The sequence below is a fragment of the Pseudomonas sp. BNK-30 genome, from assembly GCF_047456185.1.
In the GTDB taxonomy this organism is placed as follows: domain Bacteria; phylum Pseudomonadota; class Gammaproteobacteria; order Pseudomonadales; family Pseudomonadaceae; genus Aquipseudomonas; species Aquipseudomonas putida_E.
In genome coordinates, this window is record NZ_CP179904.1 from 4,675,654 (window position 1) to 4,698,545 (window position 22,892).

Here is a 22,892-nt window from a genome sequence, read left to right on the forward strand (position 1 = left end):
GGCACCGCAGGCTCTAATCTGCGGCAGACGGAAGTGAGAATGGCACGCCGACCGGGGCCGCGCCAGTATCTGGGCGGCCATTGTGCGGTCAACTACAGGATAAATCCGACAGAACGCCCGCTGTTTACGCCATCAGCGCAGGCAGCTGCCGGTTCAGGGCCAGTTTTTCCATGACGGCGCTGCCTGTCAGGGCATAGCCCAGCAACTGGCCGTCAGCAGCGTGACAGAGCACTTTCAGGTCACTGCCCTGCCCTTGCACCTGCCAGGTACCTTCGCAACCAGGCGGCGGCGGCGAAACCACCAACGGGCAAGCCGGTGTTTTCACAGTGATGGGCATCGGCCCGTAACTGACCTGCGTCGGGTTGCCTGTCAAAGTCTGGGCCAGGGCTCGAGCGCAGGCCATCAATGGCATCACATAGAGCAGGTTGATACCTTCGACTTCAGCACAGTCGCCCAGTGCGAAAATGTTGCCGTGGGAGGTGCGCAGTTGGCGGTCCACGACTACGCCGCGGTTGGTCTGCAGGCCCGCTGCAGCGGCCAGGTCGGTACGCGGGCGCAGGCCGATGGCCGATACCACCAGGTCGCAGGCGATCACGCTGCCATCGGACAAGTGCGCCTCAAGGCCTTCGCTCACCTGCTGCAGGCGAGTGAGTACGGGCCCCAGGTGAAAACGCACGCCCAGCCCTTGCAACCCACCCTGAACGGCAGCGGCAGCGGCAGGATGCAACAGGGTCGGCATGACCTGCTCGCACGGCGCCACCACATCGACCTCAAAGCCACCCAGGCGCATGTCATTGGCGAACTCGCAGCCGATCAGGCCGGCCCCGAGGATCAATACACGCTGGTTGCCAGCCGCGGCAGCACGCAAACGTGCGTAGTCTTCCAGATCATTGACCGGGAACACATGATCTGCCCCGTCACCCTCCACCGGCACCTGCACGGTCTGCGCGCCCCAGGCCAGCACCAGATCGCGATACTCCACCGCTTCTTCGCCAATCCACAGGCGCTTGTGGCCAGGGTCGATACCGCTGATACGCGTGTGGGTGCGGATAACCGCCTTGAGTTGCTCGGCCATGGCCCCCGGCTCGGCCATGCACAGGCCGTCCGCGTCCTTCTGCTTGGCGAAGCCGGTAGAAAGCATGGGCTTGGAATAGGAGCGACCGTCGTCGGCGGTAATCAGCAGCAGCGGCGTATCGCCATCGAGCTTGCGAAACTCACGGGCGAGGTTATAGCCGGCCAGGCCGGTCCCGATGATGACCACGGGGGACGTCATTTCGTGCTTTCCTCTTGGTTGAACAGCATGGCGATCAGCCGATGGCGATCATTTCAAAGTCGCTTTTGCCGACGCCGCAATCGGGGCACAGCCAATCCTGCGGCACATCCTCCCACCGGGTACCCGGCGCGATGCCGTCATCCGGCCATCCTTGGGCCTCGTCGTAGATCAGGCCACAGACAATACACTGCCACTTCTTCATGATTTGTCGTTCCTCGGTACAGGCTCAGGCTTTGTCATTCGGGCTCAGGGCCCTTACGCGGGCATTATGCAAGCAGTTGGGGCAATCATGCTAAGCTCGCCGCCTCTCTGGCTCTAATCAAGCATATCGACGTGTCGTACGAATCCCCGCAAGCAGCCGCTGTCGCGTGGCTGGCGTATCCACAACTGGCGGTCGATACCGACCAGCCTGCCCTCGACTGGCTGTTCGACGAAGGTTCCCTGACTCGCCGCCTTACCCGACTGTCTCACGATCATTTCAGCGTCACTCCGCTGTTCGAGGGCTGGCAGGCGCTGCGCGATGACGAATGCCTGGCGCTGGGTATCGCGCCAGGCGCTGAAGGCTGGGTGCGCGAGGTGTACTTGCGCGGCCATGGTCAGCCGTGGGTCTTCGCCCGCAGTGTGGCCAGCCGTAGCGCCTTGGAACACGGCGGTTTGCACCTGGAAACCTTGGGCAGCCGTTCGCTGGGCGAGTTGTTGTTCTGCGACCAGGCGTTCATCCGTCACCCCATTGAAGTGTGCACTTATCCACAGCAGTGGTTACCTGTCGAAGCGGCCCATGCAGGGTTGTGGGGGCGGCGCTCGCGCTTCGAGCGCGATGGCCTCGATCTGCTGGTGGCCGAAGTATTCCTGCCGGCACTGTGGCAAGCAGCCAAGGAGGAAAACTGCTGATGTACCTGCAACTGCTCAAGTCGCTCAACCGCGTGCACCCGCGCGCCTGGGACTTCATCCAGCTCAGTCGCATGGACCGGCCGATCGGCATCTACCTGCTGCTGTGGCCGACCCTGACGGCGGTGTGGATTGCAGGCCTTGGTTCGCCCACCTTGGCCAACGTGCTGATCTTCGGCCTAGGCGTGGTGCTGATGCGTGCCGCTGGCTGCTGCATCAATGACTTCGCCGATCGCAAGGTCGATGGCCACGTTAAACGCACCGCCGACCGCCCGCTGGCCAGTGGCCGGGTCAAGCCACGCGAGGCGCTGGCGCTGTTCGGGATCCTGGTGGCGGTGAGCTTCCTGCTGGTGCTGTGTACCAACAGCAAGACTGTGTGGCTGTCATTCGGCGCGGTGGCTTTGGCGTTCTGTTACCCGTTCATGAAGCGCTACACCTATTACCCGCAGGTAGTGCTGGGGGCTGCGTATTCCTGGGGTATCCCCATGGCCTTCACTGCCGCCGGCGGCGAGTTGCCGGCCAGCGCCTGGCTGCTGTACATCGCCAACCTGCTGTGGACGGTGGGTTACGATACCTACTACGCCATGGTCGACCGGGACGATGACCTGAAAATCGGGGTGAAATCGACTGCGATCCTGTTCGGCGAGTCCGACCGGGTGATCATTCTGACCCTGCAGATGCTGTCGCTGGGCTGCCTGTTGCTGGCGGGAAGCCGCTTCGAGCTGGGTGGCTGGTTCCACCTTGGGCTGCTGGGTGCCGCACTGTGCTTTGCCTGGGAGTACTGGTCGACGCGCAAGCTGGACAGAGAGTCGTGCTTCAAGGCGTTTCTGCACAATCACTGGGCGGGGCTGCTGGTATTCATGGGTGTGGTGCTCGATTACGCCCTGCGCTGAACACAACCTCGGCAAGCCACCCTGTGGAAGCCGGCTTGCCGGCGATTGGGCCGCAAAGCGGCCCCAGCCATCTCAAGGCTTGGCGACGTGCCAGACGTCTTTCAAACCATCACCGGTCATGTCCCCAGCCTTCTTGTCCTTCACGAAGGTATACAGGGGCTTGCCGTCATATGCCCACTGCTTCTTGCCATCGTCGCGCATCACCACCGACCACTTGTCCTTGGCAGGCTCGTCATCGGCCTTGACCAGCAGCGGCGGCCAGTTGGTGGCGCACTCGCCATTGCACATCGACTTGCCGCCAGCATCCTTGTCGAAGGTGTACAGCGTCATGCCCGCGTGATCGACCCACATGCCGTCCTTCTCCATGGCATGGTGGGCCGACGCTACCCCGGGCAGTGCCAGTGCAGCGCAAAGGGCCATCCAGCTCAGCGTGTGTCGTGTCATTGGAATCACCGTGAATTCGGAGGGTGGAATGAGTTCGCACAGCCGCCGCAGCGGCCCCTCAAAGCCTAGCCCAGTCATGCAATGTCGCCAGAATGGCCAACACCCTGTCACACAGCTGCAATAATTCCGTTATCTAATGCGGGCCAGACCCGATATTCCAGGAGAGGTTTAAAGCATGGTTGGCAGAAACATTCTGATCGTCGACGACGAAGCGCCCATTCGCGAGATGATCGCCGTTGCATTGGAAATGGCCGGCTATGACTGCCTGGAAGCCGAGAACTCCCAACAGGCCCACGCAATCATCGTCGACCGTAAACCGGACCTGATCCTGCTCGACTGGATGCTGCCGGGCACCTCCGGCATCGAGTTGGCTCGCCGCCTCAAGCGCGATGAGCTCACCGGCGATATCCCGATCATCATGCTCACCGCCAAGGGCGAAGAGGACAACAAGATCCAGGGCCTGGAAGTCGGCGCCGACGACTACATCACCAAACCCTTTTCGCCTCGTGAACTGGTGGCGCGCCTGAAGGCCGTGCTGCGCCGCGCCGGCCCAAGCGACAGCGAAGCCCCTATCGAAGTCGGCGGCCTGCTGCTCGACCCGATCAGCCACCGCGTGACCATCGACGGCAAGCCGGCCGAAATGGGCCCTACCGAATACCGCCTGCTGCAGTTCTTCATGACCCACCAGGAGCGCGCCTACACCCGGGGCCAGTTGCTCGACCAGGTCTGGGGCGGCAACGTCTATGTCGAGGAACGCACCGTCGATGTGCACATCCGCCGCCTGCGCAAGGCACTGGGTGAAGCCTACGAAAATCTGGTACAAACCGTTCGGGGCACTGGCTACCGCTTCTCGACCAAAAGCTAGCTGCGAGCTTCGAGCCTCAAGCTGCAAGGAAAAGCCAGCAGCATCCAGGCTGGAAAAAGGACTATCAGCATCACCGATCCGCTTCTTCTTGCAGCTTGTAGCTTGCAGCTTGCGGCTGGATCCGAAGGATCTGTCAATTGAACCAGAACTGGCACGCAACCCTGATTCGCCACCTGCTCCTGCTGATCACTGTCTGCCTGGTAGGCGGCCTGGTCAGCGGTTTTTACGGCTGGAGCCTGGCCATCGGCCTAGGCCTGTACCTGGGCTGGACCCTCAAACAGTTGCTGCGCCTGCATGACTGGTTGCGCAACCATCAGCCCGACGAAGCACCGCCCGACGGCTATGGCCTGTGGGGCGAGGTGTTCGACAGCATCTACCACCTGCAACGCCGCGACCAGCGCGTACGCGGCCGTCTGCAGGCAGTGATCGACCGGGTACAGGAGTCCACGGCAGCACTGCGCGACGCGGTGATCATGCTCGACAGCGACGGCAACCTGGAATGGTGGAACCGCGCCGCAGAAACCCTGCTGGGCTTCAAGACTCCGCAAGATGGCGGCCAGCCGGTCACAAACCTGGTACGCCACCCACGCTTCAAGGAATACTTCGAGTCGCAGAACTTTGCCGAACCGCTGGAAATTCCTTCCCCCATCAATGACCGCATGCGCGTGCAGCTGCACCTCACCCGCTACGGCAACAACGAACACCTGATGCTGGTGCGCGACGTTACTCGCATCCATCAGCTCGAACAGATGCGCAAGGACTTCGTGGCCAACGTCTCGCACGAGTTGCGTACACCGCTGACGGTGATAGCCGGTTACCTGGAAACCCTGCTGGATAACGTCGAAGACGTGAACCCGCGCTGGAGCCGGGCGTTGCAGCAGATGAGCCAGCAAGGCTCGCGCATGCAGGCCCTGCTCAACGACCTACTGCTGCTGGCCAAGCTGGAAGCCACCGATTACCCGTCGGACAACCAGCCGGTGGCGGTCGACACCCTGCTCGGTGCGATCATGAGCGACGCCCAGGCGCTGTCCGGGCCGCGCAACCAGCGCATTACCCTGGAGGCAGCGCCGGGCCTTCGCCTCAAAGGCAGCGAGTCGGAGTTGCGCAGCGCTTTCTCCAACCTGGTGTTCAACGCGGTGAAGTACACCCAGGACGAAGGCAACATCCGTATCCGCTGGTGGGCCGACGACCAGGGCGCCCACCTGTCAGTGCAGGACTCGGGGGTCGGTATCGACGCCAAGCACCTGCCGCGGCTGACCGAACGTTTCTACCGCGTCGACTCCAGCCGCGCTTCCAACACAGGAGGCACCGGCCTGGGGCTGGCGATCGTCAAGCATGTGCTCATGCGCCATCGCGGGCGCCTTGAGATCAGCAGCGTACCGGGCCATGGCAGTACCTTCACCTGTCACTTTGCCCCCGCACAACTGGCTAACGGTGACGCTTGATTCCAAGGGCCACTTTGCTTTTGCCGCCCCAGCCGCTACATTGACCCCCCTGTGCCAGCAAAAGCTGGCACTTTTTTTCTACCTTCCCCAAAGACGGACCCCGTAAAAAATCCATCATGGACCCTTCCCCTGGTATCAGCCTCACCTCGTTATTCGCCGATTTCGGCATGATTCTCTTTGCCCTGTTCCTGGTGCTGCTCAACGGCTTTTTCGTAGCCGCCGAGTTCGCCATGGTCAAGCTGCGCTCAACGCGTGTCGAATCCATTGCCGAGCAGCACGGCTGGCGCGGCAGCATCCTGCGCAAGGTACACAACCAGCTCGACGCCTACCTGTCGGCCTGCCAGCTGGGTATCACCCTCGCCTCCCTGGGCCTTGGCTGGGTCGGTGAGCCGGCATTCGCCCACCTGCTCGAGCCGCTGCTGGCATACCTGGGCGTGGACACGCCAGAGTTGATCAAGGGTGTCTCGTTCTTCGTCGCCTTCTTCGTCATCTCGTACCTGCACATCGTGGTCGGTGAGCTGGCGCCCAAATCCTGGGCGATCCGCAAGCCCGAACTGCTGTCGCTGTGGACTGCGGTGCCGCTTTACCTGTTCTACTGGCTGATGTACCCGGCCATCTACCTGCTCAACGCCAGTGCCAACACCATCCTGCGCTTTGCCGGCCAGGGCGAGCCTGGCCCGCACCACGAGCACCATTACAGCCGTGAAGAGCTCAAGCTGATCCTGCACTCCAGCCGTGGCCAGGACCCGAGCGACCAGGGCATGCGTGTGCTGGCCTCGGCCGTGGAGATGGGCGAGCTGGAAGTGGTCGACTGGGCCAACTCGCGCGAAGACATGGTCAGCATCGACGCCCATGCGCCACTCAAGGAAATCCTGGCCCTGGTGCGCCGCCACAAGTTCAGCCGCTATCCGCTGTACGACGCCGAGCGTGAGGAGTTCACCGGGCTTTTGCACATCAAGGACCTGCTGCTGGAACTGGCCGAGCTCGAGCACCTGCCCGAAACCGTCGACCTGGAAGACTTGGCCCGCCCGCTGGAGCGTGTATCGCGGCACATGCCGTTGTCTCAACTGCTGGAGCAGTTCCGCAAGGGTGGCGCGCACTTCGTGCTGGTCGAGGAAGCCGATGGCAAGGTGATTGGCTACCTGACCATGGAAGACGTGCTGGAAGTGCTGGTGGGCGACATTCAGGACGAACACCGCAAGACCGAGCGCGGCATCCTGGCCTACCAGCCAGGCAAGCTGCTGGTGCGTGGCGACACGCCGCTGTTCAAGGTGGAGCGCTTGCTGGGCATCGACCTTGACCACATCGAAGCGGAAACCCTGGCCGGGCTTATCTACGAAACGCTCAAGCGCGTGCCTGAGGAAGAGGAAGTGCTGGAAGTCGAAGGCCTGCGCATCATCATCAAGAAGATGAAAGGGCCCAAGATCGTGCTGGCCAAGGTGCTCAAGCTCGGCTGAGCTGGCGGGGCCGCTTGGCGGCCCCGTGGATGCTTGTGTTCAGTGTGCAGATTTCACGTGCTTGCGAGACGTCAGGTCCAAACCAACGGCCCTCATCACGGCCAGCATAGTTTTAAGCGTAGGGTTACCCTTTTCCGAGAAGGACCGGTAAAGGTGCTCTCGGGATACACCTGCCTCATTCGCAATGGCAGACATTCCTTTAGCCCGAGCTACTACGCCAAGGGCCTGTGCGATGTAGGCAGCATCACCCGTTTCAAAAGCGTCTTCCATGAAGACGGCAATGGACTCAGCGTCCGTCAACGCTTCGGCTGGGTCATAGTCATAGAATTGCTCTTTCACTCGTCGTCCCTCCACTGACTGGCCAAGCCTTTAGCTGTCTCGATATCTCGCGCCTGGCTGCTCTTGTCTCCACCACACAACAACAGGACAAGCTGATTTCCACGCTGCTGGAAATACACTCGGTAACCGGGGCCGTGGTGGATGCGCAGTTCACTAACGCCTTGGCCCACCGGCTGGACATCACCAGCTAAACCATGCGCTAAACGAAATACACGTGCAGCGATGATCGCCCTTGCCTGTTTGTCTCGGAGCTTCTGCTCCCAGTTTCTGAAGGTGGTCGTTTGTTTGATACTCTTCATAAGCATTTATGTAGCTTATAAATCACAGCCAGGCAAGCAATTTCAGGGATTTCCCGCAGTAAAGTTCGGCAAACCGCCAATCGGCCGGTCGAACTGGAAGGGGATCGACTCCAGCGCCAAGCCGACGTTGCGCTGCACCACGAAATGCAGGTGAGGGCCTGTGCTGTTGCCGGTATTGCCCGACTTGGCCAACGCCTGCCCCAACGCCACCTGCTGCCCCTCGGCCACTACCACTGAACCGCGCATCAGGTGCAGATACACTCCCATAGTGCCGTCCGGGTGAAGAATGCGCACGAAATTGCCCGAGGGGTTGGTACCTCGTCCGCTCTGGTTGTTCTCGATCTTCACCACCATCCCACCCCTCGCCGCAATGATCGGGGTGCCCTCCGGCATGGCGATGTCCATGGCATGACGGCCCTTGGGACCGTAATGGCTGAAGCGGCCGTTGGGCCCTTGAGTCAGGCGGAAAGGGCCGCCTTTCCATGGGAAAGGATAACGATAAGCCTGCGAGCGCTGACCAGGGTCACCCATGGCGTACTGAAATTTGCTGGCATAACGGAGCGGCCCGCCGGGGGCCGCCAACACCGAGCTGAGCACCTTGGTCGAGCGTGGCCCGACTACGGCTCGCACGATCCGCGGGCCGTTGCCGCCGAAGGCATTGGCCAACTGATCGACGCGCAGTTCAACCTGCATGGGCACGTACAGCTCATTACGCACCAGGAAGCGCACGCCGCCCGGAAACGGCTCGGTTTGCAGGCGTACCTGACCCTCAACCTGCTCGAATATCGGCTCGCCCAGCTCCAGAGCCTTTGCCCCTGGGCTGGGGCGCTCGGAATAGGAAGCCACCCCGAAATTGTCAGTGGTCTTGTAAATGGTCATGCCCAGGCTCGACGCCGAGGCCGTGAGCGAGGCACAGAACAGCAGCAGGCGGGCGGCGGCGGGCATGATAGTGGCTTTTTGACAGTGATGTTCTGTCGAAGCCTAGCAGTGGGATCTGGGAGCGGTATGACAGTTGGTCGGAAGACCGCCGCAGCCCTGTAGGAGCGGCCTTGCGTCGCGAAAGGGCCGCACAGCGGCCCCGTTTTGCAGCGCGGCAAGAATGGCTGGGGGGCTGCGCTGCAGCCCTTTCGCGACACAAGGCCGCTCCAACAGGGTCGGAGTACGACGAAACTAGGCGCCGGGGGTGAAGTGCTTCTGCGTAGTGCCGCGGGCAATCAGCCGCGACAGGTAGTCGAGCTTCTGTGCATCCTGGTCGACGAATTTGAAGGTCAGTTGCAGCCAGTCGCTTTCAGGTTTCGGCTCCAATGCCGCAATGGCATGCAGGTAACCATTCAGGCGGGCAACTTCAGCGCTCTCGCCCTGCTCAAGGTCCAGTACAGCGCCTTCGAGCACCTGTGGCAGCACTGCACTGCGACGTACCACCAGCAACGCCTCCTTAAGGCTCAGCGCCTTGATCACACAAGGCTGAGTACCACTGGAAAGGCGCAGCTGGCCTTGTCCACGCCCGGTCTGCGCAGCGGCTGCGGCGGCCGTCTGCGGTTTCGGTGCATTGATCAACGGCTTGGCCGGCGCAGCCGCAGCAGGCGCGGCCTTGACCGCTTCAGGTTTGCCCCCGGTCAGCGCGCTCAGCGAATCGTTGGCGAACGCCGAATTCACCCGCGCCTGGCCACCGGCGACCAAGCTTTCAAGCTTGCCGATCTTGGTCAGGGCTTTCTTCACCTTGGTCAGCAACTGCTCGTTGGTGAATGGCTTGCCGACAAAATCGGAGACGCCCGCCTGAATGGCCTGGATGACGTTTTCCTTGTCGCCGCGGCTGGTCACCATGATGAACTGCAGGCTCTTCATTTCTGGCTGCTGGCGGCACCAGGTCAGCAGCTCAAGGCCGGACATCTCGGGCATTTCCCAGTCGCACAGCACAAGGTCGAAGGTTTCCTTGCCCAGCATGGCCATGGCCTTGCGGCCGTTGACCGCATCTTCGATGACCATGCCCGGGAAGGCATTACGCAGGCACTTCCTCACCAGATCACGGATGAACGGGGCGTCATCCACGACCAGCACATTGACTTTACTCATCGATACTCCTCTTGAATCCCGACTAGCCTACCGCCGATTGGTGGCCATTTGCCAACACCTGGATCACGCCGGGACTTCTTTGCATCGTTCGCGGGTGCCTGCTGACTGCTCAAGCGCAAACGAAAACGCCCGGCGAAGGCCGGGCGTCGATGCTCGGGAGCAATCTTATTTATCGTCCGGTTCAGCCGGAACATTAGCAATTTCGGCCTCATCGCCAGCCGTGCCCTGAACTTCGGCTTTCATGCGCTTGAGGCCCATGTGGCGTACATCGGTACCGCGCACCAGGTAGATCACCAGTTCCGAGATGTTACGCGCGTGGTCGCCGATACGCTCCAGCGAACGCAGGGCCCAAATGACGCTCAGCACCCGCGAGATCGAGCGCGGGTCTTCCATCATGTAGGTCACCAGTTCACGCAGGGCGGTCTTGTACTCGCGGTCGATGGTCTTGTCGTACTGGGCAACCGACAGAGCCAGGTCGGCATCGAAGCGGGCGAAGGCATCCAGTGCGTCGCGCACCATGTTGCGCACCTGGTCGCCAATGTGGCGCACCTCGACGTAGCCGCGCGGCGACTCGCCTTCTTCGCACAACTGGATGGCGCGGCGGGCGATCTTGGTCGATTCGTCACCAATACGCTCCAGGTCGATCACCGACTTGGAAATGCTGATGATCAGGCGCAGGTCGGAGGCCGCCGGCTGGCGACGGGCGAGGATGCGCACGCACTCCTCGTCGATGTTGCGCTCCATCTGGTTGATCTGCTCGTCGACTTCACGCACCTGCTGGGCCAGGCCCGAGTCGGCCTCGATCAGCGCGGTGACCGCGTCATTGACCTGTTTCTCGACCAGCCCGCCCATGGCCAGGAGGTGGCTGCGCACCTCTTCGAGTTCGGCGTTGAACTGCTGGGAAATGTGGTGCGTCAGGCTTTCTTTGTTGATCATCGTTTAGCTCCGCGAAGCTGCAAGCTGCAAGCCTCAAGTAGTTCGTGTCGTTTCCTGGCTCCGCGCTGGCTGCTTTTTCTTGAAGCTTGAAGCTTGAAGCTCAAAGCCCGCAGGCGCGCCCAACAGCGCCGTTAGCCGTAGCGACCGGTGATGTAGTCTTCGGTCTGCTTCTTCGCCGGGTTGGTGAACAGGGTGTCGGTATCACCGAATTCGACCAGTTTGCCCATGTACATGAACGCGGTGTAGTCCGAAACACGGGCCGCCTGTTGCATGTTGTGGGTCACGATAACGATGGTGTACTTGGATTTCAGTTCGTAGATCAGCTCTTCGACCTTCAGCGTCGAGATCGGGTCCAGTGCCGAGCAAGGCTCGTCGAGCAGCAGCACTTCAGGCTCGACGGCGATGGTACGGGCGATCACCAGACGCTGCTGCTGGCCGCCGGACAGGCCCAGCGCCGAGTCATGCAGGCGGTCCTTGACCTCCTCCCACAGGGCCGCGCCCTTCAGTGCCCACTCGACCGCTTCGTCCAGCACGCGCTTCTTGTTGATGCCCTGGATACGCAGGCCATACACCACGTTCTCGTAGATGGTCTTGGGGAACGGGTTTGGCTTCTGGAACACCATGCCCACGCGGCGGCGCAGCTCGGCCACGTCCTCGCCCTTGCGGTAGATGTTGTTGCCGTACAGGTTGATGGCGCCTTCGACACGGCAACCGTCAACCAGGTCGTTCATGCGGTTGAAGGTGCGCAGCAGGGTCGACTTGCCGCAGCCGGACGGGCCGATGAAAGCCGTCACGCGTTGCTTGGGGATGTTCATGCTGACATCGAACAACGCCTGCTTGTCACCGTAATACAGGCTCAGGCCGGGTACTTCGATGGCCACGGTCTCTTCGGCCAGGCGCAGGCTCTGCTTGTCGCGGCCCAGGGCAGCCATGTCGATGCCGTGGGTGTGGGATTCTTGCTGCATGGTCTCACTCCGTTTGTAGCTGCAAGCTTTGAGCTGCAAGCTGCAAGTTAGGGCAAAGCGGCACTCCTCTTGGAGCTTGCCGCTTGTGGCTTAAAGCATCAATCAGTGGTCGAGGGCCTTGTACTTCTCGCGCAGGTGGTTACGGATCCACACCGCCGAGAGGTTGAGGGTGGCGATTACCATCACCAGCAGCAGCGCAGTGGCGTATACCAACGGCCGCGCGGCTTCGACGTTGGGGCTCTGGAAGCCGACATCGTAGATGTGGAAGCCCAGGTGCATGATCTTCTGGTCCAGGTGCAGGTACGGGTAGTTACCGTCCAGCGGCAACGACGGCGCCAGCTTGACCACGCCGACCAACATCAGCGGCGCCACTTCACCAGCGGCACGGGCCACGGCGAGGATCATGCCGGTCATCATCGCCGGGCTGGCCATTGGCAGCACGATTTTCCACAGGGTCTCGGCCTTGGTCGCGCCAAGCGCCAGCGAGCCTTCACGCACGGTGCGTGGAATACGCGCCAGGCCTTCCTCGGTGGCCACGATCACCACCGGCACAGCCAGCAGCGCCAGGGTCAGCGATGCCCACAGCAGGCCTGGCGTGCCCAGGGTCGGTGCCGGCAGCGACTCGGGGAAGAACAGACGGTCGATCGAACCACCCAGCACATAGACGAAGAAGCCCAGGCCGAACACGCCGTAGACGATGGCCGGAACGCCCGCCAGGTTGTTCACGGCGATGCGGATCAGGCGCGTCACCGGGCCTTGCTTGGCGTATTCGCGCAAGTAGACCGCCGCCAGCACGCCGAACGGGGTGACGATCACGGCCATGATCAGGGTCATCATCACGGTACCGAAAATAGCCGGGAAGATACCGCCTTCGGTGTTGGCTTCACGAGGATCGTCGCTGAGGAACTCCCAGACCTTGGCGAAGTAGGTGCCCATCTTGGTAAAGCCGGACATGGCGTTAGGCTGGATGGCGTGCACGACCTTGCTCAGGTTGATCTCCACTTCGCGACCGTTGCCGTCGCGAGCGACCAGGCTGTCGCGGGAGAAGGCCTGATGCAGGCTGCTGAGGCGGTCTTCGATGGCCTTGTAGCGGCTGTTCAACTCGGCACGTTCGGCATCCATGTCGGCCTGGGCCGTAGCGTCCAGCTTGCCTTCCAGCTCCAGCTTGCGGCCATGCAGACGCAGGCGCTCAAGGCCATGGTTGATGGCACCGATGTCTTTTTTCTCAAGCTGCTGCAGCTCGCTGTTGAGCTGGTTGGCGCGTTTCAGGCGTGCCTGCAGCTCGTTCCAGGCGCCAGCGCCCTCGGCGACCACGCGGCCTTGTTCCTTGACGCTCACCAGGTAGCCGTAGAAGTTGCCCCATTCGCGGCGCTCCAGGGCGATCAGGTCGACCGGACGCTGCTCGTCGACCAACCATTCACCCACCACCCAAGTGAAGTCACTGCCGTTGAGGTCACGGTTACCCACCTTGATCAGCTCACGGGTCATGAACTCCGGGCCTTCGTCAGGAACCGGCAGGCCGGCACCCTTGAGGCGGACGCGGGGCACTTCTTCTTTCTGAACCACTTCACCGACGATGACGTGGTCACCCTGGCCCGGCACCTTGTAGGTGGCCTGGACCAGGTCGGCGGGCCAGAAGTGGCCCAAGCCGCGTACAGCGATCACGGCCAGCAGGCCGACGGTCATGATGACCGCCATGGCGACCGCGCCACCGCTGATCCAGACGCCTGGGGCGCCGCTCTTGAACCAGCCTTTGAGGGAATCCTTTTTCACGGATCTCTACCTTTCTATCAAAGCGACGAGTATTTCTTGCGCAGACGCTGGCGAATCAGCTCGGCCAAGGTGTTCATGATGAAGGTGAACATCAGCAGCACGAGAGCGGCGAGGAACAGCACACGGTAATGGCTGCCGCCGACTTCGGATTCGGGCATTTCCACCGCCACGTTGGCGGCCAAGGTACGCATGCCTTCGAACAGGTTCATCTCCATCACCGGGGTGTTGCCGGTGGCCATGAGCACGATCATGGTCTCGCCCACCGCTCGGCCCATGCCGATCATCAGCGCCGAGAAGATACCCGGGCTGGCAGTGAGGATGACCACACGAGTCAAGGTCTGCCACGGCGTCGCACCCAGGGCCAGGGAGCCCAGGGTCAGGCTGCGCGGCACGCTGAACACGGCGTCTTCGGCGATCGAGTAGATGTTCGGGATGACCGCAAAGCCCATGGCGATACCCACTACCAGGGCGTTGCGCTGGTCGTAGGTGATACCCAGGTCATTGGTGATCCACAGGCGCATGTCGCCGCCGAAGAACCAGGTTTCCAGGTACGGGCTCATGGTCAGGGCGAACCAGCCGGTGAACAGGATCACCGGGATCAGGATGGCGGCTTCCCAACCATCCGGCACGCGCAGGCGAATCGACTCAGGCAGGCGGCTCCAGGTGAAGCCCGCCAGCAGGATGCCGAACGGCATCAGCAGGAACAGGCTGAACACACCCGGCAGGTGCCCTTCCAGGTACGGCGCGAGGAACAGGCCAGCGAAGAAGCCGAGGATCACCGTCGGCATCGCTTCCATCAGTTCGATCACCGGCTTGACCTTGCGGCGCATGCCCGGGGCCATGAAGTAAGCGGTGTAGATTGCTGCAGCGATGGCCAGCGGAGCCGCCAGGATCATCGCGTAGAACGCGGCCTTGAGGGTACCGAAGGTCAGGGGCGACAGGCTCAGCTTAGGCTCGAAGTCGGTGTTCGAAGCCGTCGACTGCCAGACGTACTTGGGCTCGTCGTAGTTCTCGTACCAGACCTTGCCCCACAGTGCGCTGAAGGAAATTTCCGGGTGCGGGTTCTTCAGGTTCAGTGGCAGCAGCTTGCCGCCCTCTTCGATGAAGATACGGTTGGCACGCGGCGACAGGGCCAGGATACCCGGGCCTTCGGCAGCAGGCTCGACCAGCAGGGTGCGGTGCGCGGTGCTGTGGAAGACGCCCAGCTTGCCTTCGGCGTCCAGGGCGATGAAGCCCTTGCGGCGCTCTTCGGCGTCGATCTGGACGATCGGCGTCTTGCCCATCTGGAAGGTACGGATCTGCTTGAAACGCGATTCGCCATCCGGGTCACGGGCCATGAACCACTGGGCCAGGCCGCCTTTGGAGTCACCGATGATCAGCGAGATGCCGCCGACCAGTTGCGCGGTGGCGGTGATCTCGGTGTCAGCGCTCTCGGACAGCTTGTAGCGGCCATTGAGGCTCTTGTCGCGCAGGCTGAAGACATCCGCGGTGGCTCGGCCGTTGATCACGTACAGCCACTGCTGGCGCGGGTCGATGAAGATGTTCTTCACCACCTCGGTCATTTGCGGCAGCTCGATGCGGTTTTGCTCGGTGGTGACCTCTTCGGTCATCAGGTTTTCGGTGCGCGTCAGCTCGACCACCTGCAGATGCGCACCGGTGGAACCGGCCAGCATCAGAGTATCGCCGTTTACGTTGACGCTGACATGCTCCAGCGCGCGGCCCTGCTCATCCAACACGAACGGCTCCGGGCCGTACGGGTAGTCGATGCCTGGGGTGATGGTCTTTTTGTTGTCCGGGTAGGTGATCTTGTAGGTGTGGTGGAACACCAGCGCCTGACCATTGGACAAGCCCAGCACTACCAGGGGGCTGCCCGGCTGGTCGGTGCTGATCGAGCTGACCTGGGTGCCTGCCGGCAGTGGCAGGTCGACGCGGTTGAGCTCGTTACCGGTCTTGGTATCGAAGAACAGTGCCTGTCCCTTGTCCGAGACGCGCATGCCGACCAGGTTCTGCTCTTCGAGCGCGATCATCAGCGGCTTACCGGCATCCTGCTGCAGCCAGGTCGGCTCCAGGGCCTTCTTGCTGGTCAGCTCGGCGCCCTGGAACAGCGGCAGCACCACGTAGGCCAGATAGAAGAAGATCAGCGTGATGGCTGCCAGCACGGCAAGCCCGCCCACCAGTACATACCAGCGGGTCAGGCGGTCCTTGAGCGCGCGCATGCGGCGCTTGCGTTGCAACTCGGGCGTATTGAAATCAATCCGCTCGGGAGGGGATTTTTGGGTCATGGTGGAGTTGGCCAGATCATTCATGCGCACACCCTAGCGGTCCCGTATGACAAAAACATGACAGTGCGTTGACGCAAAAAAGCCCGCCGCTCAGGAGCCCTGGCTTCGGACCGAGAATTCGTGGAAAAGACCGGCTTCAGTGCCGGCCTTTTCCTCAGTTACTTACTTCTTTGCAACGTTACCGGCGTGGGACAGGCCCAGGTCAGCCAGGGTCTTGTCGACCACCTTGGCCGGCAGCGGAATGTAGCCGTCCTTCACCACGACCTGCTGGCCAGCCTGCGACAGCACCAGCTTGACGAACTCGGCTTCCAGCGGGGCCAGAGGCTTGTTCGGGGCCTTGTTGACGTAGACGTACAGGAAGCGCGACAGCGGGTAGGTACCGTTCAGGGCATTGGCTTCGTTGTCTTCGATGAACTCGCCGCCTTCCTTCTTGGCCAGACCTACGGTCTTGACGCTGGCAGTCTTGTAGCCGATGCCCGAGTAGCCGATGCCGTTCAACGAGGAGCTGATCGACTGCACGACCGACGCCGAGCCGGGCTGTTCGTTGACGTTAGGCTTGAAGTCGCCTTTGCACAGGGCTTCTTCCTTGAAGTAACCGTAGGTACCCGATACCGAGTTACGGCCGAACAGCTGAACTGGCTTGTTGGCCAGGTCGCCGGTCACGCCCAGGTCGCCCCAGGTCTTGACGTCGGCCTTGGCGCCGCACAGGCGAGTGGAAGAGAAGATCGCGTCGACCTGAGCCATGGTCAGGCCCTTGATCGGGTTGTCCTTGTGTACGAACACGGCCAGGGCGTCGACGGCGACCGGGATGGCGGTCGGCTTGTAGCCATACTTCTGCTCGAAGGCCTGCAGCTCGACGTCCTTCATCTTGCGGCTCATCGGGCCAAGGTTGGCGGTGCCTTCGGTCAGCGCGGGTGGCGCGGTGGAGGAGCCGGCAGCCTGGATCTGGATGTTGACGTTCGGATATTCCTTCTTGTAGGCCTCGGCCCACAGAGTCATGAGGTTCGCGAGGGTGTCGGAACCGACGCTGGAGAGGTTGCCCGAAACACCGGTAGTCTTGGTGTAGGTCGGGATCGCAGGGTCGACGGCGGCTACCGCGTTGGCGGTTGCAACGCCAGCGGCGGCAAAGGTGAGGGCCGCCATCAAACGCTTCAGTTTCATGCCTTGCTCCTAGCAGGAATATTGGGATGTTGGATGGATCGGGCCCAAGTATCTGCAGGCCGCATGAATACGATATGACTCCAATATGACAATTGGATGAAAGGCCATCACTGGATACCCAGGATGGCCTTTCAAAATGTTGCAAGCGTGGGGGCTAGAGCGATATCAGCGTTTTTTCGACAGCAAATACAGCCCGACAACCAGACCGACGGCGCACAGGCCCGCTACGTAATAAGCAGGCGCCATCGGGCTGACCTTGAGCAGCGCGGTCACCACCATCGGCGTCAAGCCGCCGAAAATGGCGTAGGCCACGTTGTAGGAGAACGACAGGCCGCTGAAGCGCACCGCCGCCGGGAACGCCTTGACCATCACATAGGGCACCGCGCCGATCACGCCTACGCACAGGCCGGTGATGGCATACAGCGGGAACAGCAGTTGCGGGTGGGTCGGCAGGCTGTGGTAGAAGGTCCAGGACGTCACCAGCAGCAGCAGGCTGCCGATCACGAAGACGCGGCCGGCACCAAAGCGGTCGGCCAGGCTGCCGGAGCCGATGCAGCCAAGGCTAAGCAGCACGATCGCCAGGCTGTTGGCCTTGAGCGAGTCGGTGGGGCTGATGTGGTAGATGCTCTGCAACAACGCCGGTGTCATCAGGATGACCACTACGATGCCGGCAGAAAGCATCCAGGTCAGCAGCATCGACAGGATGATCGGCCCGCGGTGATCACGCAGCACGGCCCGCAGCGGCAGCTCTTCGGCAAGCGCCTTGCGCTGCTGCATCTCGGCGAATACCGGCGTTTCGTGCAGCCAGCGGCGCAGGTACACCGAGAACAGGCCGAACACACCGCCAAGCAGGAACGGGATACGCCAGGCGTAGTCGGCGACTTCTTCAACGCTATAGGCCGTGTTGATCAGCGTCGCCACCAGCGAGCCAAGCAGGATGCCAGCGGTCAGGCCGGCGGTCAGGGTGCCGCAGGCATAGCCGGTATTACGCGCTGGCACATGCTCGGACACGAACACCCAGGCGCCAGGCACTTCGCCCCCGATCGCCGCACCCTGGATCACGCGCATCAACAGCAACAGGATCGGTGCCCACATGCCGATCTGGGCATAGGTCGGCAGCAAGCCCATGATCAGCGTTGGCAGGGCCATCATGAAGATGCTCAGGGTGAACATCTTCTTGCGCCCAAGCAGGTCGCCGAAGTGGGCCATGATGATGCCGCCCAGCGGCCGGGCCAGGTAGCCAGCGGCGAAAATGCCGAAGGTCTGCATCAGACGCAGCCACTCGGGCATGTCGGCCGGGAAGAACAGCTTGCCGACCACCGTGGCGAAAAACACGAAAATGATGAAGTCGTAGAACTCAAGGGCTCCGCCTAGCGCGGACAGTGAGAGGGTCTTGTAGTCACTGCGGGTCAGCGGCCGCGAGGGCTGCTCGATACTGCTCGGCACGGAGGTCATTGCTTGTTCTTCTCTTGTAGGGCATGCAGGCCGCTTGGCACGCGGCTTCTGGCGGTGACAGGCGAAGATAGCAAATTGCCGGGGCGTGCTGAAAGCGATACAAAATCCATACAGATATTCATGACTGCACGGTCGTCGCTGAGCGTTTGGCTATATATACTGCCCGTTCGTAGGAAAACGTTGCCGCCACAGTGGGATGTTGTGCGAAAACGCCGGTCTTTTAAGTCAGGCGGTTTCGCAGAATTTCCCTACGGCCGTCCAGCGAAACGAAATCGGCGTAGTATGTTTCAAGCTGAATCGTTTACTCGGCCTTTGCGCCACACCAACGAAAGCGTCACGGGTCAGAGGCCCCACCGCATGATTGAGCTCGAACAAGAAGATCCTATCCCGCAAGGCGACCTGGCCCTGCAAATCACTGCGTTGCCCCGCGAAACCAACGGTTTTGGCGACATCTTTGGCGGCTGGCTGGTCGCCCAGATGGACCTGGCAGGCACTGCCATGGCGAGCCGCGTCGCGGGCGGCCGGGTGGCAACAGTGGCCATTGACCGCATGGCCTTCCTGGTGCCTGTGGCCGTGGGCGCACAACTGTCGTTCTATACCCAGACGCTGGAAATCGGCCGCAGCTCGATCCAGATGATGGTCGAAGTGTGGAGCGACGACCCGCTGTCCAGCGAATGGCGCAAGGTGACTGAAGCGGTGTTCGTCTTCGTCGCCATCGATGGCAGCGGCCGCACCCGCTCGGTGCCTCGTCGCTAAGCCACGCGAGCGGTAAACTCATTGCAAGGCACCGGGTCCAAGGCCCACAGGCAATCAATGAGACGAGCGCAATGGCTACCTACCAGGTCGTAACCGAGCAACACGGCGAACTCAACTGCTGGCGTATCACCAGCGACCGTGCCGAACTACTGATCGCCCAGCAGGGTGCACAGATCCTCAGCTACCAGCACATTGGCGAGCCGCCGCTGCTGTGGCTGAGTGACCAGGCCATGTTCCGTCAGGGTAAGTCGGTGCGCGCAGGCGTGCCGGTGTGCTGGCCGTGGTTCGGCAACCTGCAGCGCAACCCCGAATCCGTTCAGGGCATGTACCGTGGCACGCAGGCTCCCGCCCACGGGTTGGCCCGCACATGTGACTGGCAACTGTTGGGCATCGAAGAGGCAGCCGGCGCGCTGCGCATCGAATTCGAACTGCCAAAGGCCCAGGGCGATCTGCCAGAGTGGCCGCATGATGTGGAGCTGAAGCTGCTGATCGTCATGGGTGATGCGCTTGAACTGACCCTCACCAGCCGTAACAGGGGCAATACCCCTGTCACCATCAGCCAGGCCCTGCACAGCTACTTTGCCGTCAGCGATGTGCGCCAGGCGCGCGTCGAGGGTGTCGACGGGCTGGGCTACATCGAGACCCTGGCTGACTGGGAACAGCGCCAGCAGCAGGGTGCGCTGACGTTCACCGGTGAGACCGATCGCATCTACCTGAATACGCCTGCACAACTGAGCATTGTCGACCCGCACTGGAACCGGCGCATTACCCTGACCAGCAGCGGTTCACGTTCAGCGGTGATCTGGAACCCATGGACCGACAGAGCCCGGGATTTGCCTGACATGGCCGATGATGGCTGGCAGCGGATGCTGTGCATCGAGACGGCGAATGTCTGGGACGATGTGGTGGAGTTGAAGCCTGGGGCGGTTCATTCCCTGCAAGTGGCAATTGGCAGCGTAGCGCTTTGATTCAACTGCCTGGGACCGCTGTGCGGTCCTTTCGCGACACAAGGCCGCTCGGAGATCGCGCATACCTGCAGGAGCAGCCCCTTCACAGGTCAGCGTCCTCCACTACCCTCACCTTCCGGGCTTCCAGCGCATACGCCGCATCGGCCAGGTCGTTGCTGACCTTTTCCACCTTCAACGTCCCGCTGACCCACAACGGCGTGTAGATGTCATCGATCTTCAAGCCCTTCGGATAGCGCACCAGCACCAGCTGGTTGGGTGGCGGCGGCGGTACATGGATGCAGGCGCCCGGGTACGGCACCAGGAAGAACAGCGTGCTGTTGCCCTTGGCATCGCTTTCAAGCGGCACGGGGTAACCACCGAGACGAATTTCCTTGCCGTTCATGGCGGCCACGGTCTTGGTCGAGTACATCACCGCCGGCAGGCCCTTGCTTTGCTTCAAGCCGCCCTTGTCGGTGAAGGTACCCATCGCCTCCGGCGAGTTGTGGTCGATCTCGGGCATTTGCTCGAGGGCTTTCTGGTCCGACTTGGGCATCAGCTTGAGCCAGTCGGTTTCAGGCAGTTCGGCATGGGCCAGGGAGCTGGCCAGGAGCATGGGGATGAGGAATAACGCACGCATGAAGATGCTCGGCAACTCGGATGAATTGCCGGGCATTCTAACCAGTATTCAGCGTTTCTTGATGAATCCGTAGATCACCAGAAGGACGATGGCACCCACCAGCGCGCCGAAGAAGCCCGCTGCCTGCCCGGCCTGGTAAATACCCAGCGCCTGGCCGCCATACGTGGCGATCAAGGAGCCGGCAATACCCAGCAGGATGGTCATGATCCAGCCCATGCTGTCGTCGCCGGGCTTGATGAAGCGCGCCAGCAGACCAACGATGAGGCCGATGAAGATAGTTCCAATGATACCCATGGCAATCCCTCTGCAGTGAAGATGGAGCAAGCCAAAGCCTAGACAGCGCTTTGGCTTGTTGCCATTTCAGAGGGCGAACCGCTTGCAGAAGTTCGATCAGATGCCCGATCAGTTGCTGATCAGGGCCTCTACTTCGGCAATCTTGCGCTCGAGGGTGGCCATGTCCTGGCAACGCAAGGTGGCGTGGCCTACCTTGCGCCCGGCCTTGAAGGCCTTGCCATAGTGATGCAGGTGGCAGTCATCGATGGCGATGACCTTGTCCACTGCCGGCACTTCACCGATGAAGTTGAGCATGGCGCTCTCGCCAACCTTGGCAGTCGAACCCAGCGGCAGGCCGGCAACGGCGCGAAGGTGGTTTTCGAACTGGCTGCACTCGGCGCCTTCGATGGTCCAGTGCCCGGAGTTGTGCACACGCGGCGCGATCTCGTTGGCCTTGAGGCCACCGTCGACTTCAAAGAACTCGAAGGCCATCACACCCACATAGTCCAGCTGCTTGAGCACACGGCCGACATAATCTTCGGCCAGGCCCTGCAGAGGGTGCGCCTGGCTTGCCACGGACAGGCGCAGGATGCCGCTCTCGTGGGTGTTGTGCACCAACGGGTAGAAGCGGGTTTCGCCATCGCGTGCTCGCACGGCCACCAGGGATACTTCGCCGGTGAACGGCACGAAGCCTTCCAGCAGGCACGGCACGCTGCCCAGCTCGGCAAAGGTACCCACCACATCTTCAGGGGTGCGCAGAACCTTCTGGCCCTTGCCGTCGTAACCCAGGGTCCGGGTCTTGAGCACGGCCGGCAGGCCGATGCTGGCCACCGCCGCATCAAGGTCGGCCTGCGAGAGGATGTCGGCGAAGGCCGGGGTTGGAATGCCCAGGTCGCGGAACATGCTCTTCTCGAACAGGCGGTCGCGGGCGATACGCAGCGCTTCGGCGCTCGGGTACACCGGGACGAACTGCGAGAGGAAGGCGACGGTCTCGGCCGGGACGCTTTCGAACTCGAAGGTCACCAGGTCGACTTCGTCTGCCAGCTGGCGCAGGTGGTCCTGGTCGCCGTAGTCGGCACGCAGGTGCTCGCCAAGTGGCGCCGCGCAGGCGTCCGGCGCCGGGTCGAGGAAGGCGAAGTTCATGCCCAGCGGGGTGCCCGCCAGAGCCAGCATGCGGCCCAGCTGGCCGCCACCGATAACACCGATCTTCATGGGTTCAGCCTCAAGCCTGACGTGGGTCTGGATTGTCCAGCACAGTGTCGGTCTGCTCGGTGCGGAACTGCTTGAGCGCCGCGTGATACTGCGGGTATTTGGCACCAAGGATGCTCGCCGACAGCAGCGCGGCGTTGACCGCGCCGGCACGGCCGATGGCCAGGGTGGCAACCGGTACGCCGGCAGGCATCTGCACGATCGACAGCAGCGAGTCGACACCCGACAACATCGACGACTGTACCGGCACACCCAGCACCGGCAGGTGGGTCTTGGCGGCGCACATGCCAGGCAGGTGCGCAGCGCCACCAGCGCCGGCGATGATCACCTCGATGCCACGCCCTTCGGCTTCTTCAGCGTACTGGAACAGCAGATCCGGGGTGCGGTGGGCGGAAACCACCTTCACTTCGTAGGGAATGCCGAGTTTTTCCAGCATATCGGCGGTGTGGCTAAGGGTGGACCAATCGGACTTGGAGCCCATGATCACGCCAACCAGTGCACTCATCGTCGAGCCTCTCCTGC

At 61.9% G+C, this 22,892-nt stretch carries 24 protein-coding genes; 7 read left to right on the plus strand and 17 right to left on the minus strand.

Annotated features, from left to right (window positions below; genetic code table 11):
- Positions 1–124: 124 nt before the first annotated feature.
- Entirely contained in the window at positions 125–1,273 is a 1,149-nt protein-coding gene (locus ACMGGN_RS21655; protein ID WP_119688042.1) for an NAD(P)/FAD-dependent oxidoreductase, read from the minus strand.
- A 34-nt stretch (positions 1,274–1,307) separates the two neighbouring features.
- A complete protein-coding gene (locus ACMGGN_RS21660; protein WP_012312109.1) occupies positions 1,308–1,475 on the minus strand; it encodes a rubredoxin in 168 nt (55 codons plus the stop codon).
- Positions 1,476–1,606: 131 nt separating this feature from the next.
- Between ACMGGN_RS21660 and ACMGGN_RS21665 the strand changes: the two genes are divergently transcribed.
- Together ACMGGN_RS21665 and ubiA are read left to right on the plus strand one after the other, a co-directional pair.
- Positions 1,607–2,164: a chorismate--pyruvate lyase family protein gene (locus tag ACMGGN_RS21665; RefSeq protein ID WP_119688041.1), complete on the plus strand. Its 558-nt coding sequence runs from the start codon at positions 1,607–1,609 to the stop codon at positions 2,162–2,164.
- Complete coding sequence (gene ubiA, locus ACMGGN_RS21670) at positions 2,164–3,054, plus strand: 4-hydroxybenzoate octaprenyltransferase (RefSeq protein ID WP_115273269.1); 891 nt, start codon at positions 2,164–2,166, stop codon at positions 3,052–3,054. The genes ACMGGN_RS21665 and ubiA overlap by 1 nt, the downstream gene beginning before the upstream one ends.
- A 72-nt stretch (positions 3,055–3,126) precedes the next feature.
- On the opposite strand, the gene ACMGGN_RS21675 is transcribed toward ubiA, so the two are convergent.
- Complete coding sequence (locus ACMGGN_RS21675; RefSeq protein WP_039604143.1) at positions 3,127–3,498, minus strand: hypothetical protein; 372 nt, start codon at positions 3,496–3,498, stop codon at positions 3,127–3,129.
- Between the two features lie 175 nt (positions 3,499–3,673).
- Between ACMGGN_RS21675 and phoB the strand changes: the two genes are divergently transcribed.
- The 3 genes from phoB (at position 3,674) to ACMGGN_RS21690 (ending at position 7,265) form a co-directional block, all read left to right on the plus strand.
- Positions 3,674–4,363 carry a phosphate regulon transcriptional regulator PhoB gene (gene phoB / locus ACMGGN_RS21680; protein WP_012312105.1) on the plus strand — a complete coding sequence of 230 codons (690 nt, stop codon included), beginning with the start codon at positions 3,674–3,676 and terminating at the stop codon, positions 4,361–4,363.
- Positions 4,364–4,500: 137 nt separating this feature from the next.
- Positions 4,501–5,808, plus strand: coding sequence for a phosphate regulon sensor histidine kinase PhoR (phoR, locus tag ACMGGN_RS21685; protein WP_404601465.1), 1,308 nt, complete (start codon positions 4,501–4,503; stop codon positions 5,806–5,808).
- Positions 5,809–5,924: 116 nt separating this feature from the next.
- The gene (locus ACMGGN_RS21690; protein ID WP_046786848.1) at positions 5,925–7,265 is read left to right on the plus strand and encodes a hemolysin family protein; all 1,341 of its coding nucleotides are present in this window, start codon (positions 5,925–5,927) and stop codon (positions 7,263–7,265) included.
- 39 nt (positions 7,266–7,304) lie between these two features.
- On the opposite strand, the gene ACMGGN_RS21695 is transcribed toward ACMGGN_RS21690, so the two are convergent.
- From ACMGGN_RS21695 to ACMGGN_RS21740, 10 genes are all read right to left on the minus strand, one after another.
- Positions 7,305–7,604 carry an addiction module antidote protein gene (locus ACMGGN_RS21695; protein ID WP_046786847.1) on the minus strand — a complete coding sequence of 100 codons (300 nt, stop codon included), beginning with the start codon at positions 7,602–7,604 and terminating at the stop codon, positions 7,305–7,307.
- Positions 7,601–7,903 carry a type II toxin-antitoxin system RelE/ParE family toxin gene (locus tag ACMGGN_RS21700; protein ID WP_046787063.1) on the minus strand — a complete coding sequence of 101 codons (303 nt, stop codon included), beginning with the start codon at positions 7,901–7,903 and terminating at the stop codon, positions 7,601–7,603. Before ACMGGN_RS21700 ends, ACMGGN_RS21695 begins: the two co-directional genes overlap by 4 nt.
- A 42-nt stretch (positions 7,904–7,945) precedes the next feature.
- On the minus strand, positions 7,946–8,848 hold the full coding sequence (locus tag ACMGGN_RS21705) for a peptidoglycan DD-metalloendopeptidase family protein (RefSeq protein WP_414156291.1): 903 nt from the start codon (positions 8,846–8,848) through the stop codon (positions 7,946–7,948).
- Positions 8,849–9,073: 225 nt separating this feature from the next.
- Positions 9,074–9,976, minus strand: a complete 903-nt coding sequence (locus ACMGGN_RS21710; RefSeq protein WP_046786845.1) for a response regulator — start codon at positions 9,974–9,976, stop codon at positions 9,074–9,076.
- A gap of 165 nt (positions 9,977–10,141) precedes the next feature.
- Positions 10,142–10,912 carry a phosphate signaling complex protein PhoU gene (gene phoU / locus ACMGGN_RS21715; protein WP_012312100.1) on the minus strand — a complete coding sequence of 257 codons (771 nt, stop codon included), beginning with the start codon at positions 10,910–10,912 and terminating at the stop codon, positions 10,142–10,144.
- A 131-nt stretch (positions 10,913–11,043) separates the two neighbouring features.
- Positions 11,044–11,877 (minus strand): phosphate ABC transporter ATP-binding protein PstB, encoded by an 834-nt coding sequence (gene pstB, locus ACMGGN_RS21720; protein ID WP_012312099.1) that lies wholly within the window; start codon positions 11,875–11,877, stop codon positions 11,044–11,046.
- Positions 11,878–11,979: 102 nt separating this feature from the next.
- Positions 11,980–13,650, minus strand: a complete 1,671-nt coding sequence (pstA, locus tag ACMGGN_RS21725) for a phosphate ABC transporter permease PstA (RefSeq protein WP_119688039.1) — start codon at positions 13,648–13,650, stop codon at positions 11,980–11,982.
- A gap of 17 nt (positions 13,651–13,667) precedes the next feature.
- Positions 13,668–15,956: a phosphate ABC transporter permease gene (locus ACMGGN_RS21730; protein ID WP_414156292.1), complete on the minus strand. Its 2,289-nt coding sequence runs from the start codon at positions 15,954–15,956 to the stop codon at positions 13,668–13,670.
- 138 nt (positions 15,957–16,094) lie between these two features.
- A complete protein-coding gene (locus ACMGGN_RS21735) occupies positions 16,095–17,093 on the minus strand; it encodes a phosphate ABC transporter substrate-binding protein PstS (RefSeq protein WP_012312096.1) in 999 nt (332 codons plus the stop codon).
- Positions 17,094–17,258: 165 nt separating this feature from the next.
- Complete coding sequence (locus ACMGGN_RS21740) at positions 17,259–18,548, minus strand: MFS transporter (RefSeq protein WP_119688037.1); 1,290 nt, start codon at positions 18,546–18,548, stop codon at positions 17,259–17,261.
- A 357-nt stretch (positions 18,549–18,905) separates the two neighbouring features.
- On the opposite strand from ACMGGN_RS21740, the gene ACMGGN_RS21745 reads away from it, so the two are divergent.
- Positions 18,906–19,304, plus strand: a complete 399-nt coding sequence (locus tag ACMGGN_RS21745) for an acyl-CoA thioesterase (protein WP_003253317.1) — start codon at positions 18,906–18,908, stop codon at positions 19,302–19,304.
- A gap of 71 nt (positions 19,305–19,375) precedes the next feature.
- Complete coding sequence (locus tag ACMGGN_RS21750) at positions 19,376–20,272, plus strand: D-hexose-6-phosphate mutarotase (RefSeq protein ID WP_115273264.1); 897 nt, start codon at positions 19,376–19,378, stop codon at positions 20,270–20,272.
- 82 nt (positions 20,273–20,354) lie between these two features.
- On the opposite strand, the gene ACMGGN_RS21755 is transcribed toward ACMGGN_RS21750, so the two are convergent.
- The 4 genes from ACMGGN_RS21755 to purE all read right to left on the minus strand — a co-directional run bounded on the left by ACMGGN_RS21755 (position 20,355) and on the right by purE (position 22,875).
- The gene (locus ACMGGN_RS21755) at positions 20,355–20,888 is read right to left on the minus strand and encodes a DUF3299 domain-containing protein (RefSeq protein WP_414156293.1); all 534 of its coding nucleotides are present in this window, start codon (positions 20,886–20,888) and stop codon (positions 20,355–20,357) included.
- 48 nt (positions 20,889–20,936) lie between these two features.
- Complete coding sequence (locus ACMGGN_RS21760; protein ID WP_046786839.1) at positions 20,937–21,182, minus strand: GlsB/YeaQ/YmgE family stress response membrane protein; 246 nt, start codon at positions 21,180–21,182, stop codon at positions 20,937–20,939.
- 108 nt (positions 21,183–21,290) lie between these two features.
- On the minus strand, positions 21,291–22,373 hold the full coding sequence (locus ACMGGN_RS21765; protein ID WP_046786838.1) for a 5-(carboxyamino)imidazole ribonucleotide synthase: 1,083 nt from the start codon (positions 22,371–22,373) through the stop codon (positions 21,291–21,293).
- Between the two features lie 10 nt (positions 22,374–22,383).
- Entirely contained in the window at positions 22,384–22,875 is a 492-nt protein-coding gene (gene purE / locus ACMGGN_RS21770) for a 5-(carboxyamino)imidazole ribonucleotide mutase (protein ID WP_003253304.1), read from the minus strand.
- Between the last annotated feature and the right edge of the window lie 17 nt (positions 22,876–22,892).

Excerpts from the sequence above, each read along its gene's own strand:
- ACMGGN_RS21705 (WP_414156291.1), bottom strand. The coding sequence starts at position 8,848 with ATGCCCGCCGCCGCCCGCCTGCTGCTGTTCTGTGCCTCGCTCACGGCC.
- ACMGGN_RS21750 (WP_115273264.1), top strand. The coding sequence starts at position 19,376 with ATGGCTACCTACCAGGTCGTAACCGAGCAACACGGCGAACTCAACTGC.
- ACMGGN_RS21690 (WP_046786848.1), top strand. The coding sequence starts at position 5,925 with ATGGACCCTTCCCCTGGTATCAGCCTCACCTCGTTATTCGCCGATTTC.
- ACMGGN_RS21730 (WP_414156292.1), bottom strand. The coding sequence starts at position 15,956 with ATGAATGATCTGGCCAACTCCACCATGACCCAAAAATCCCCTCCCGAG.
- ACMGGN_RS21755 (WP_414156293.1), bottom strand. The coding sequence starts at position 20,888 with ATGCGTGCGTTATTCCTCATCCCCATGCTCCTGGCCAGCTCCCTGGCC.
- ubiA (WP_115273269.1), top strand. The coding sequence starts at position 2,164 with ATGTACCTGCAACTGCTCAAGTCGCTCAACCGCGTGCACCCGCGCGCC.
- ACMGGN_RS21760 (WP_046786839.1), bottom strand. The coding sequence starts at position 21,182 with ATGGGTATCATTGGAACTATCTTCATCGGCCTCATCGTTGGTCTGCTG.
- ACMGGN_RS21660 (WP_012312109.1), bottom strand. The coding sequence starts at position 1,475 with ATGAAGAAGTGGCAGTGTATTGTCTGTGGCCTGATCTACGACGAGGCC.
- ACMGGN_RS21740 (WP_119688037.1), bottom strand. The coding sequence starts at position 18,548 with ATGACCTCCGTGCCGAGCAGTATCGAGCAGCCCTCGCGGCCGCTGACC.
- ACMGGN_RS21735 (WP_012312096.1), bottom strand. The coding sequence starts at position 17,093 with ATGAAACTGAAGCGTTTGATGGCGGCCCTCACCTTTGCCGCCGCTGGC.
- phoB (WP_012312105.1), top strand. The coding sequence starts at position 3,674 with ATGGTTGGCAGAAACATTCTGATCGTCGACGACGAAGCGCCCATTCGC.
- phoU (WP_012312100.1), bottom strand. The coding sequence starts at position 10,912 with ATGATCAACAAAGAAAGCCTGACGCACCACATTTCCCAGCAGTTCAAC.
- ACMGGN_RS21675 (WP_039604143.1), bottom strand. The coding sequence starts at position 3,498 with ATGACACGACACACGCTGAGCTGGATGGCCCTTTGCGCTGCACTGGCA.
- purE (WP_003253304.1), bottom strand. The coding sequence starts at position 22,875 with ATGAGTGCACTGGTTGGCGTGATCATGGGCTCCAAGTCCGATTGGTCC.
- pstB (WP_012312099.1), bottom strand. The coding sequence starts at position 11,877 with ATGCAGCAAGAATCCCACACCCACGGCATCGACATGGCTGCCCTGGGC.
- ACMGGN_RS21745 (WP_003253317.1), top strand. The coding sequence starts at position 18,906 with ATGATTGAGCTCGAACAAGAAGATCCTATCCCGCAAGGCGACCTGGCC.
- ACMGGN_RS21655 (WP_119688042.1), bottom strand. The coding sequence starts at position 1,273 with ATGACGTCCCCCGTGGTCATCATCGGGACCGGCCTGGCCGGCTATAAC.
- ACMGGN_RS21710 (WP_046786845.1), bottom strand. The coding sequence starts at position 9,976 with ATGAGTAAAGTCAATGTGCTGGTCGTGGATGACGCCCCGTTCATCCGT.
- ACMGGN_RS21765 (WP_046786838.1), bottom strand. The coding sequence starts at position 22,373 with ATGAAGATCGGTGTTATCGGTGGCGGCCAGCTGGGCCGCATGCTGGCT.
- ACMGGN_RS21700 (WP_046787063.1), bottom strand. The coding sequence starts at position 7,903 with ATGAAGAGTATCAAACAAACGACCACCTTCAGAAACTGGGAGCAGAAG.